Origin of the sequence: Wolbachia endosymbiont of Tribolium confusum, from assembly GCF_020405475.1 — a bacterium.
GTDB lineage: Bacteria > Pseudomonadota > Alphaproteobacteria > Rickettsiales > Anaplasmataceae > Wolbachia.
In genome coordinates this window covers 1-13,136 of sequence record NZ_JAIZNT010000004.1, presented here as the reverse complement: position 1 = coordinate 13,136, position 13,136 = coordinate 1, and the positions used below count along the sequence as shown (strand labels likewise).

The following is a 13,136-nucleotide window of genomic DNA, read 5'->3' as shown; positions in this document are numbered from 1 at the left end:
TAAGCTATATCATTATTATAGTTTAGTAATGGTCGAAAGAAATTTAATATTATCAACATTTTAAATTTAATATATTAATAAAAGGATGGTATATGTATATAAGCGTAGGAAAGTGCTTCGGTTTCATTGCGTTAATTTCGTCTCTAGTTGGATTATTACCTCAAGTATATAAATCATATGTCACTAAAATTATTCGTGATATATCGATGCTGATGTTAGTAAATTTTGTTATTTGTTCATTTTCTTGGCTTATCTATGGTCTCTATGAGGGGTTAACTTTTATTGTGCTTAGCAATATTGCTGGGCTAGTAATTAACTTAACATTAATCATACAAAAATGTTATTACGATGCAAAATCTGCGTCATCTACATTGTAGCATAAAACAACAATATCGTTAGTGATAGCAATGTTATATTTATTAGAAGCAGTAAATGATTCTGGTGTGTATTGAGTTAAGACATTAAGTAAAAAAAGCAGAAAAACCGTGTTAACACTAATCTAAAAACTACAGGCGCCTGTTATTAGCTAAAGTAAAGGTCAAGTATCTGGAATTCTAGGCATAAAATCCTCCTGTATAAAAGAAATTCAGAGTGTACATACAACAGATGTCACTAAAGTTTTTATTGAAAAATTGGTTAAAAGGTCTGCAGACCGAGATAGATTTTGAGCTCTCTAAATATCTCTACTATCATTATAATGGCATCTTGAGTATGCGGAAGCAATTTTTTCATTAAAATAAAAAATTTTATTCTACAGCGCGGCTACTTGAATGAAAAGAAAAGGCCACTCGGATGATAAGAAAGGAACCAATGAAAGCAAATAGGTGTCATTCCAGCGCGTGACGCTGGAATCAGGGAGTGTTAAATAAACTGTGTCAAACCACATTTTTAGCTCAACTGAATTTTCAATCTGTTGGGAAAGAAAATATCGAGCTGAGATATAGTTAATGCCCAATTAGGCAAAGCCATTACCCATTTTTGCTCTACTTTTTTTATAGCACAATATACCTGTTTGTACAAGGCGTTTGTGTTGGTAAATGAGCCCTTGGTTTTGGTGAATTTCCTAATTTGCCTATGTAGCCCCTCTATGGGATTAGTAGTATAGATTATCCTCCTAACTGGATCGGAATACTTAAAATAACCAGATAGGTTTTCCCAATTATTCTGCCAAGATTTTATAACCATAGGGTACTTTGTGCCCCATTTTTCATCTAATTCCAACAGATAATTCTCGGCAATTTCCTTACTTGAAGCTTGATATACCTTCTTTAAATCACTCAAAAAACTCTTTGCATCTTTACTAGCTACATACTTCAGTGAGTTACGTATCTGATGCACTATACACATCTGCACTTCTGCATTAGGGAACACACCGTTTATTGCTGCAGGAAAGCTTTTTAGCCCATCTACACATGCAATTAGAATATCTTCCACTCCTCTCTCTTTGAGATCATTTAGTACTCCCAACCAGAAGTTAGCTCCTTCACTTTCAGCTAAATAAAAACCTAATACTTCTTTTCTGCCATTTTGATCTATACCTAATATATTATACATACATTTACTTACACAATGCCCGTCCTCCTTGACTTTAAAAAATATTCCGTCCATGAAAACTATCGGATATACAGACTGCAGCGGACGACTACGCCATTCGTTGATTACTGGTAGCAGTTTGTCAGTAATACTTGATATCTCTGCCGCCGATATTTTGTGATCGTAAATTTCCTCAATATGTGACGCTATATCTCTGTATCCCATGCCACTGGCAAATGTGCTTAAGACCTTTGCTTCAAGTTCTGGATGTAGGCTTGTTTGTCTTTTTCTAACTATTTGGGGTTCAAAGCTTCCTTCCCTGTCTCTAGGTGTTAACAACTCAAATGAGCCTCCACTCGTGCGTAAAGTTTTTGCGTTTCTCCCATTTCTTCGGTTATTTTCTTCACTTTTAGCTGACATGTGGCTTTCTATTTCACCTTCCAGACTTGCCTCTAGCAACCTTTTTATAAACGGTGTTAATGCTCCATCTCTTCCCGTCAGCGGCCTTCCTTCTCTTATCGATGATAGAATATTTGCTTCCAGTTCTTTATAGTCTACCAAACCGGTAGTTCTGTTTACTTGACTCATGTCAAACCTCCATTTTTTTATATCAATTATATTTTTATTTCTTGGTTTGACACAGTTTATTTAACACTCCCAACTCACTCAAGGCCGGTGTCTCTATTGATGTTATAGCTCAAATTACTGGTCTCTCTCATTCTGAAATTTTGCAACTTAAGAAAAAAGCATAATATCCCTACTTATTCACTTTAACATTTATGAAAACCTTTTCTAAGTGAGAAATATCCCCTAATTAAGAGTCTAATGAACTGTCTAAAACAGCTATGAAGATTGCACATAGAATTATATAAATTACTATCATAACGTTACCCAAACTTCTATATCAAAGCTACGTGCTGTAAGTTCAATATGGAAAACACATTCTTAGTATTAGGACCATCAAACTTGGTCTGGTATCCCTAATTATTTTGGCTAATTTTGCTACCTTCACTTTAAATTTTTCACTACTTGGCATATTACCTCTTATATTATAACCTACCTATTGATATTACCTCCAAGCTTGGTTACTCCTATCTCAGAAAGACAAGTTGATGCTTTTGGATGGCTTTGAACAGAAGCATTACTTAAATAACTTTGAGGCTCTAAACTCATTTGCTTTGTATCATCAACTTCTAATCTACCATCTCTGTTGTGTAATATCTGCTCTATTGATTGATTTAGCAGGCCCTTATCAAATTGCGCTATAAACTTGTCAAATTTCTTCGTACTTAATTTACCAGCTTCTTCACCAGGACATGCTTTCCCTACATATGATTTTAAAATACCTGAAATCTCATTAAATTTACCACTCATGACTTTTCTAGTAATCTCTTTTTGCATTCCCATATAATCAATATTTAATCGATGCATTGATACACCACTTTTTAATCCAGCTTGCTCTACTACTTTCTCAAATCCCTTTGTAATATTGAGTGTATATTCCTGTGCCTCTAGTGGAGATATAGATCGATCTCCTGTAGAAATATACTTTTGACCTGTAACTTTTCTAACGAGCACGTCAAGTAACATTATCGTACCATTTACATCCATTTTTGCATCTACTTGTGAGATTGGACTTGGAGTGCTTGATGTTTGTTCAGGTTTAAAACTTAACAACCCTCCTATAGAGCTCTTTACCCAACCAAACAAACCATTTATCCATGAAGATGATCTTGTACCACTACTCATTGTGTATTCACTTCTACGATTTCTAATGTGCCGCCTATGTCTATGAGGTTGATCAGATAACATAACTTGTTCACTACGATTGAAAACATCATTATATAATTGCTCATTATACTCTCTTTTTACAATATTTATATCTCTTGCCGTACTTATTTCTTTCTGATGATCTTTTAACATTATCTCTTTATCAGCAAATTTTATTGATAACGTTTTCATTTTAGGTATTTTATAGAATTTATTAAGTGTAATACTGCAAAGATCATCTCTAGTAATAGTCGAGTCAAAAGCATTAGTTATTATTAAATCACGGAAATTGTTACGAACAAAAGTATAGTTTCCTCCTTTTCTAGGCGTGATAAGCTCAGTACCTTCCTCCACATCTTGAACGGTTACCACAATAATCTCCTTATCCTTTCCAAATATCAAAGGTAGTGGTTTTAATTCTAATTCAGAACTGATTTTCATAAGCGCATTATCTGAGATAATATGAAGCTTTTGATACCAATCCAAACCGTCTTTTAATCTTACTGTTAGCACTTCTACTGCTGAAAAATTTTGTTCCATATTTTCTGCTTCTAACTTAACTAGCAAATCATTTCCATCTTGATAAATTCTCGGCAAACTAATATGCACTTTTAAATCATCTTGTATTATTTTTACCACATTACGTAAATCTAACGTATCTATAGAACTTGCTCTATCAAGATTGTAGATGTTTACTTGTGGTATAGAAAAAACACTATGTTCATATCTTTGCTCACCTGAAGCTATAGTAATTACGTATATATTCTCACCACCATTTCCAATTAAGTGACTGTTATGGATTGGATTATTGCGGAGTACCTCACATTTCCCATGGCCAACAAGTATAGATTCATTATCAGATTGAACAGCGATAGTCATATTGAGTTTATTTGCTATAGCTGGATAACTTTCTATAATTTTGTCAATGGTTGTATTAGCACTCTGTATTGCATATAAATTTCTTTCCTTACTTACTTTTATTTCGGTTCCGTCTTTTAATTGATAGGTTATATTGTTTATTATATTATATAAGATAGTTACATTAAAGTTGCCATTTGCTACTTTTGGAAAAAAATCGAACCTTATACTATTTTGACCTTCAATATCAACACTCTGAATATCAGGAAGCAAGTAATCGAATATAAACCTATGATTACTTTCCAAATTAGTAAGTAATTTAACAGATGCGCTACCTTTTTGAAATGGTACAATATAGCTAAAGTTACCCTTTAGTGCCATATTATCTACTTCAGTGTAATTCCTAACTATTACTTGTATATCATAGTAACAGTTATTATTTTCTATCTTTACATAATCAAGTTGATCTTCCTCACCACCATTACCATCTACAAATTTAGTTTCACATGCACTAAATATACGATCTGCCTTAGCTTTTCTGCCAAGCACTCTTTCCAATGAATTAATTTTAAAGCGATGATAACCATGGTGATTATATACTACATAACCAATACTTGTATTTAAGTAAACGCTTATAACTACGACTTCTTGAGCAAATTCAGTCAGATCTAAGGTATCAATTCCACCTTCCCCATGCAAATATCCTTCTGTAAGACCTTCCTGAAAAATAAATATATCATTCTTATTTCCTCCATAATATCTTTTAAACCCATCGTTCACTACAAACATGTTTGGGCTATTCTTGAATCCTCTGGCATAATCTTCACCTTCTCCTAAATTAATTAAAGTATACCCTTCTGTTTTGTTATTAGATAAACCAATTGCATTTTCACATAAATATGAGCCATAACTTGGCGCAGGTTCGTCATTTTCCTGTGGTAAACAAAGCAATTTTCCTCCACTTGGATCATCTGGTCTTGCTCTACTCCATTTTATATTGGTTCTTTTTCTATCAAGTAATACTGTACTGTCTAAATCTATCTCAAATTTAGTTGTGCATTTTTCAGTATAATAACGTGGTGTCATTCCACTTAGTGCTGGGTATAGCACTTTATGACAAAAATCTACAACTGATTTACCAGTAGGAAAGACATAGCTTTGAATATCACTATGCTCCTTTAAATACTCAAATCCTTGCTTAACTAATTGGTTATAAAGTTGTTTTTCCTCCATTAACTCTTCTATATATTGTTCAGGTTGCATACCTATAAACGCACGCAATCCTTCAATAAATTTTTCTCTTTCACTTAAGTGAATAAGTTGATCAATTTTATCAACTCTCTTTACTGCCATGTAAACATCAGTGCCAACAAATACTACAGCGCCAACTCCTGCTCCAATAGGTCCAGTAATACTTGATACTCCTTCTAATACTTCAAAAGCTTCAGCAACTTCAATCCCAATCTCTGCAGCGTCAACTCCTAAGTAAATACTATCTTCTACTATGCCAACCAGTGCTTCTTTCGTTCCATTTTTAAATGCTTTTATCTGATTTACTAGATCATAAATAATAAAAGCAGAAGTACCTTGAGCAAGTAAAGGTGATGCTACTTTTAAAGATCTACCAAGTAATATTTTTCCTTCTGAGAGTAAATTTAATCCTTTACGAGATGCAACTTCAGCAACTTTAGCAAATCCTTGACCACCGGCAATAAAGCCAACATTAATTGCCACACCTTCATAATCTCCATTTAAAAAGTCAGCTAGAACATTTTTAGCCATCATTCCATGCATAGCTATACTGGAGATTTTTTTTACTCTATTTAAATGATTCATGACTTTTTGATTACTAGTAAGCTTATTGACTAAATCGCGAAACCTACCTGTAACTTCAACTTTATCTGCTAGCTCAATTAGCTGAAAATGCTTTCTCTCTGGTAGATCTTTAATATAATTAACGAACTTCTCACTATCGATTTTAATTTTACTAAAATCTCTTTTCTCATCCTTTTCTGTATTAAATTTATCTACGTCTTCCCAAGACAGTTCACATTCCCCAATCTTTGCTTCTCTTTTACTCCTTCCTGAACTTGTGCTCGGCAAACATTCTTCAACTAAAGTTTTACCTCTTTGATATATTTTAGCAGCCCTTTCTAGCAACTTTTCTGCTTTCCGATCATTACCTAAAGCTTTATCAGCAGAAGCTAAATTTTCTAAAGCTATAGCTACTTCAAAATGATCTTCTCCGTGATGCTTCTCTAAAATAGGCAAAGCCCTTTCTAGCAATTCCTTTTGTTTCCGATAGTCATTTAAAGCTCCATAGCTGATACTTAGGTTCATTAGTACTTCAGCTACCTTAAAAAGATCTTCCCCATAATGATTCTCTATAATAGGTAATGCCTTTTCTAGCACCTCTTTTGCTTCCTGAGCATCACCTAAAGCTAGACAAGCAATACCTAAATTTTTTAGAGTTATTCCTACTTCAAAATGGTTTGCCCCATAATAATTTTCTAAAATAGGTAACGCTCTCTCTAGAAACTCCGCTTGTTTATGATAATCATCTAAAGCTCCACAACTGATACTCAGGCTTACTAGAGCTCTAGCCACTTCAAAATGATCTTCTCCGTAATGATTCTCTACAATAGGTAATGCCTTTTCTAGCACCTCTTTTGCTTCCTGATAATCACCTAAAGCTCCATAAGTAACACCTAAGTTTACTAGCGTTTTAGCTACCTCAAAATGATCTTCTCCATAATGATTCTCTAAGATAGGTAAAGCCCTTTCTAGCAACTCCGCTTGTTTATGATAATCATCTAAAGCTCCATAACTGATACTCAGGCTTATTATTGTTTTAGCTACTTCAAAGTGATCTTCTCCATAATGATTCTCTAAAATAGGTAGTATCCTTTCTAGCAACTCTTTTGCTTTCTGATGATCACCTAAAGCTCCATAACTGACACTCAGGTTTATTAGAGCTCTAGCCACTTCAAAATGATCTTCTCCGTAATGATTCTCTATAATAGGTAATGCCTTTTCTAGCAGCTTTTTTACTTCCTGATGATCACCTAAAACTCCATAAGTAATACCTAAGTTTACTAGCGTCTTAGCTACTTCAAAATGATCTTCTCCGTAACGATCCTCTATAATAGGTAAAGCCTTTTTTATCAACTCTTTTACTTTCTGATGATCACCTAAAGCTCCATAAGTAACACCTAAGTTTACTAGTATCTTAGCTACTTCAAAATGATCTTCTCCATAATGTTTCTTTAAAATAGGCAAAGCCTTTTCTAGCAACTTTTTTGTTTTCTGATAATTACCTAAAACTCCATAAGTGACACTCAGGTTTACTAGAGCTATAGCCACTTCAAAATGATCTTCTCCGTAATGATTCTCTAAAATAGGTAAAGCCCTTTCTAGTAACTCTTTTGCTCCCTGGGCATCACCTAAAGCTCCATAACTGATACTCAAGTTTACTAGAGCTCTAGCCACTTCAAAGTGTCCTTTTCCATAACGACTCTCTAAAATAGGTAACGCCCTTTCTAGCAATTCCTTTTGTCTTTGAGGATTACCCAAGTTAAAATACCCACCATTCATTCGTATTAACAAATCCTCAAGATAATCTTCTTCCATTTTTTGTTTATCTTCAGGGTTCTTTTTTAACCAATTATCTATATATGATAAAAATGCCTCTAAGTGCGGTAATAATTGTCGTCTTTTGACATAGTCTTCTAATTTATCACTACCATAAGGAAAACTTACTCTGAGAAGCTCGAAAGTCTCTTTCATAACCTCCTCACTTTTACCTTCTTCTTCTAATTCTATTCTTGTCACTTCTTGAGCTAATTTATGAGTACTCAACACACTTTGCTTTTGTTCACCATTCACCACAGAATATTTTATGAGCAAACGAACAGCTGACCTTAATTCCTCCTCACCAATCCCTGTCAAACCTAAAAATACTTCTCTGCTAATTTTGTCAGGTGCAAGATAAGATATAATATTAAGAATCCTTAAAGCTAATTTTCCATTCTCTCTATCGCTTGCTATTTTATCGGTTGTAATCTTCCAAGTTGTAAAAGTTGTTTTTGCATAGTCATTATCAATTCCTTTAAATGCTTCATAATTAAGCAAGTCTTTTGTCTTCTTTTCATATTCGTTCAGATAATCATTTATATCAAATTCCCTAGTAACTCTTTGATCTTCAATATATGCTATCGCTTGCTGCATAGCTAAAGGAAAGTGTTGTAACTTTTCTACTAAAGCTTTTATCTTTTCATTTTGAGATTCATCTTCTATACTCAAGCCCTTTTTTACAAATTCTATCGCTTCTTCTGACTTTAATTCGTTGAGATTAATAACTTCTATCCCCCTTTCCCACTCTCGATTACGAGAAGTAATTAAAATATAAGGTCTATTACCACCCGGTAATAAATCATGTAGTGGTAAAAACTTATTCAAATAATTACTTTTTTCGGCATCATCAAAAATAAACAAGCTTTTGCTATTACTGAAAAATTCATAAACCTCTTCTACGATAGCTTGTATATCCTTTTCTTCTCCATTTGTATCTTTTGTATCAATTCTTAGTTTATCCTTCGCTAATCGAGTAAATGATTCAATAAGAGTTACCTCGCTTTCAGCATTGATCCATATAACATTGTTATAATAATCGTTACTATATTCTTGAATATATCTTCTAGCTAGCTCAGTTTTACCTATTCCCCCTAACCCGCTAATTGAAGTTATTTGTGATATTACTGTTACCTTTCCTGAATTACGTTGTATCTTATTATGTAGATCAATCAATTCTTCTTTTCTCCCAGTAAATAAACTTACTGGCCTTTTCACATCAAACCAAATTGGCTCCTTTACTTGTCTATTTTCCTGCCCTGCTACAATCGTACTATGTATTTCATCAAGCTTTTGACCTACTTGCTTGAAGCCTTCTTTATTTTCTTCTCTTCCCTCTGCAATAGAGTTTGCTATTTCTTCACTAGCTTGCCGATGTTGCTTGATTAACTCACTAAAGACTTTCTTAACCTCGTTTTGATTACTTTCTATGTAACTTAATAGCTCATTAAAATTTCTATCTATATAATCGCCTAATTCATTCAAGTTTTCTTCAGCACTTTGTTTTATTGCTTCAACTATTTCCTCATAATTTTCTACTCGCCTTACTTTAATTAGATTTGTCTCCTATGATTGTTGTCAACTATAAATTTCATATTTTGTAAAATCTTTGAAAACCCAGTTGTTTTTAAGAGTATAGAAAATGGTTGTTAGAAACTTCCTAGCAGTTGCAGTAATAGCCTTAGCAGCACCACGCTTTTTTTTCACATGTTCATAAAAGCTTCTCAAATAAGGGCTATAACGTATAGCAATCCAAGTACACTGTACTAAAGAAGTACGACCTATTTTCGGTCCACGTTTGGTAATCTTTCCAATTGTACATTGTTGATTAGATTGAGAAACTCGTGGTACAATTCCAAAATAAGCTGTCAGTTTTTCTGGATTACTAAAATTATTAATATCACCAATTGTTGCAACAAAGACAGCTGCAGAAATTGCACCAATGCCTTTAATACTGATGAGATTATTAAATCCAGGGAGCTGTTTGGCAAAAGCTATCATTTCCTTTTCAAGTTTTTTGAGACTTTCTCGAATAACTTCCAGGTTACTGCTAATTACTTCAATCTCAACCTTTTCCAAGTAACTCCAATCACGTTTACCTAGAGAGCGTTCAAATCCCGTTTTGGTTGTCAGTACTTCCTTTTTAATCTTTATTCCGTGGTAATTGAAAAGTCCATGCATTTTATTGATTAAAGATACCCGTGATTTTACTAACTGATCTCTTGTTTTAAGAAGAGAAGCTAACTGTTGGCATTGTTTGCTCTTGCATTTTGCTTCAGGCAACATATCTTTGCTGAGAAAAAAAGCAATAGCTCTTGCATCATGTTTATCTGTTTTATTTACAGAACGACGAATAACTTCAAATTGCAAGGGAGCAACCACAACAACACGCTTAACGCAGGGTGACACTTCATCATAAAAGAAACAGCTATTCCCTGTTGCTTCAAAAGCTACTTCATCTGTTTCTCGAAGATCTTTAATAAATTTATCTAAATCCTGTAAGCGAAATGTTTTAATATGCTCTGGTTTTTCCTGTTCTAAATAACAAACAGTAAAACTATTAGTATGTAAATCAACACCTATATAACGCATAAATTTTCCCTCTTATTGAATACTCCAATATATCAGAGTAGAATATTACCGGTTGGTCCATTCTCCTATACGCGGTCACTAAATTTTATAGGCCGCATGATGGTTTTCGGTGGCAGGGGCGATTAATCTCCCTCACGAGGTCTTTTTCCTGTATACTGCAAAAAGCAGAAAGGGCCTCACAAAAACTTTCAACCTGCCACCTATCCACTCTGAGAAGTTATTATACCTTCTCATGCTTCCAACCAAGCAATAACAATTCATATCATCTCCCTCCCTATTTAATTTACTGCCAAATCTCACATGTGCTAGATAACCCTGGACATTGCCAAGCTTTTAGCGTTCTCTCCACATCTACTTCAAGTCCTGTAGTTAGAACATTGCTACGTATGTTATAAATCCCCCACTGAATAAATTGACCATAGGTATATACATTACCTGAGAGCACACCTTCACTAACTTTTGTTCTGGAATATAAATAAGATGATGTGTAAAGTAATATTGCAACTGTTTTTCCTGCTGGAATTTCTACATTGCCAGATCCGGCTAACTTGCTATCAGAACTCGTGTATTGGTAAACATTTTTCCATATTATTCTTGAAATTCTTGATTTATTAGAATTAGTATTATCAGGAGTTCCCACAAATAATCCTGCACCTCCATACTCCGTACTCGAATACGATGATCCAACAAACTCTATAGTTTTATTTATGTTCACATTCGTTGTATTTTTTATAAATACTACTCCAAGTGCAGCATATGGGTAATAGTATATTTGATCATAACTACCAGAAAAACTGTTTGTGTATAACTCTCCGTAAATAAATGTTCCCTTGCTTCCCTCTATAAAACTGAGTTGTCTTGGCCGATAAAAACTAACGTAATCTGTATCGTATATATGGCTACCTGCTAGTAATTGCAACATATAGTCGGTTTTTGTTATATCACTACTCCACTTTCCAAGCTCTGTCATAAAAGTTCCGTGGCCAAAGTAATTATTTTTTCTGCCAAGTACACCAAATAAGAAAGGTAATGACCCTGATTCAACCATGTTGCGCTTTCTTATTTCATTTATAAGAGACACTTTTAACTGTTCATCCCGAGTTTTTACCTCATTAGAGATGTTTTTAATTCGAGTTTCTATTTCTCCTATAATTGATGAGCCAGATGGTACATTATTAACAGCACGAAAATCTTCTACTAAACCTTTAAGACCATCTTTATGACTGTTACTAATGCTATTTATTGCTGCAATATTTGCATTCTTTCTCGTATCAAGTAGTGATAAATTTGTTGTTCCTTTTTCATCAATTCTCTTTAATAACTGCTTCTCTGATTCAGAGATCATTGCTAAAGAGCTAGTTTTTTTAGTATCCAGATCAGTTAAGTGTTTTTTTGCACTATCAAGAAGTTCTTTTAGCTTACCATCAGTCATCTGTACAATTTCAGAAACTGCACTTTTGTCGACTATTGATTCCAATGCTTTAGCAAGATATGCTAATTGATCTGGTGTACTGTTTTCTGCTAAATCCTTAAGCCTCTTTTGTAGTGCATCAATTATCTCTTTTACCTCAGTCATCTGCACAATGTCAGCAATAGCTTTTTTATCTGCTATCAATTCCAGCGATTTTGCAAGATATGCCAGTTGATCAGGTGTGCTACTTGCTGCTAAATCCTTTATCCTTTGGTATATTGCTTCTTTCATTCCCAAAAATTTAAAAAAGTCTCAAAATTAAACCGCTCAAAATTACTCTTAAGTTGATTATGCTCATCTTCTCTTTCGGTAATATCTTCATCTATTTTCTCAATTGTGGTACGGATACGAACAACATCCTGCACAGCAATATTTTCTGGATGTGGTAGTGTATATCCTCGTTTGCTTTGGTCATTTGGCATTGATTCAAGTAATAATCACTCGCAAATTTTTGACTTTAGGACGATAGACAACTGTTCCACTTAAAACTAATTTTATCCTTGTCTCATTGCCATTAAAGTTTGTCAGTATGTGGACTCTCTCTACCCAATTTTCTCCAATTGGTTTTCCTGCTGTTAAATCTACTAATTGCCATCCTTTAGCGCTTTGTTCCACATATGATTTTACATCTGCAGTACCAGGTATTAATGCATCATACGTTATGGTAATTTTAGTGTTAGCTCCTGCGGTAATGCTCCTCGTGACATAATCTCCTTCTTCCCCTATATTTCCCAGAACTAGCTGTAACCCAGGATATAGCACTGGACTTTTTTCTTTTGACCCTTTTAAATTTGCCTTTACTGTTAACTCTCCAGATAGTCTTTCACGCAGTGCGAGCGGTAAATTATCAGACAAAAAGTTTTCTCTTCCCTCTTCATCTGTTAAGATAAATTCTACATTGGTATCAAATGCTACTTTTTCGACGTTCGTCAAAACAATTAAATCTGATACATTATTTACAGTAACTTTGCCCAGATCAACAACATGAGAAACTTCACTAAATTTTGCAGCTAGTAGTCGAAACGTTAAATCTAAATTTTGATGTGGAGTCCAGGTGCTTGCATTGCTCGATGATAGTAATACTCCTACTTGATATGGCTGACTTGTTACCCAACGGCTATTTACTGCATCATATTTGCCAAGTTCTGCTATTTTGACTGCAGTACCAGGATCATCAGTAAGCAGTACTATTGCATACTCCTCTCCTGCATGGCAAAACACTGGTGGCCATTCTATACGTGTTGCTGTTCCATCTATCTTTATATCTTTTGGCTCAATATAA

6 protein-coding genes and 2 pseudogenes are annotated in these 13,136 nt (G+C 34.1%); 2 read left to right on the top strand and 6 right to left on the bottom strand.

Annotated features, from left to right (window positions below; translation table 11 throughout):
• The first annotated feature begins 92 nt into the window (after positions 1-92).
• Positions 93-377: a SemiSWEET family sugar transporter gene (locus LEM02_RS03205; RefSeq protein WP_226079702.1), complete on the top strand. Its 285-nt coding sequence runs from the start codon at positions 93-95 to the stop codon at positions 375-377.
• Between the two features lie 511 nt (positions 378-888).
• Here LEM02_RS03205 and LEM02_RS03200 read toward each other — a convergent pair.
• Entirely contained in the window at positions 889-2,121 is a 1,233-nt protein-coding gene (locus LEM02_RS03200) for an IS256 family transposase (RefSeq protein WP_226079221.1), read from the bottom strand.
• Between the two features lie 71 nt (positions 2,122-2,192).
• On the opposite strand from LEM02_RS03200, the pseudogene LEM02_RS03195 reads away from it, so the two are divergent.
• Positions 2,193-2,285, top strand: a pseudogene (locus tag LEM02_RS03195) (Rpn family recombination-promoting nuclease/putative transposase); the annotation flags it as partial.
• A 304-nt stretch (positions 2,286-2,589) separates the two neighbouring features.
• On the opposite strand, the pseudogene fxsT reads toward LEM02_RS03195, so the two are convergent.
• The 5 genes and pseudogenes from fxsT to LEM02_RS03170 form a co-directional block, all read right to left on the bottom strand.
• Positions 2,590-9,300: pseudogene (gene fxsT / locus LEM02_RS03190) on the bottom strand (FxSxx-COOH system tetratricopeptide repeat protein); the annotation flags it as partial.
• A 69-nt stretch (positions 9,301-9,369) separates the two neighbouring features.
• Positions 9,370-10,383, bottom strand: coding sequence for an IS110 family RNA-guided transposase (locus LEM02_RS03185; RefSeq protein WP_226079700.1), 1,014 nt, complete (start codon positions 10,381-10,383; stop codon positions 9,370-9,372).
• Between the two features lie 283 nt (positions 10,384-10,666).
• Complete coding sequence (locus LEM02_RS03180) at positions 10,667-12,085, bottom strand: hypothetical protein (protein ID WP_226079699.1); 1,419 nt, start codon at positions 12,083-12,085, stop codon at positions 10,667-10,669.
• Positions 12,082-12,276, bottom strand: coding sequence for a hypothetical protein (locus LEM02_RS03175; RefSeq protein ID WP_226079698.1), 195 nt, complete (start codon positions 12,274-12,276; stop codon positions 12,082-12,084). Before LEM02_RS03175 ends, LEM02_RS03180 begins: the two co-directional genes overlap by 4 nt.
• 4 nt (positions 12,277-12,280) lie before the next feature.
• Positions 12,281-13,136 (bottom strand): hypothetical protein (locus LEM02_RS03170; protein WP_226079697.1); only part of this gene is annotated, 856 nt, incomplete at its 5' end.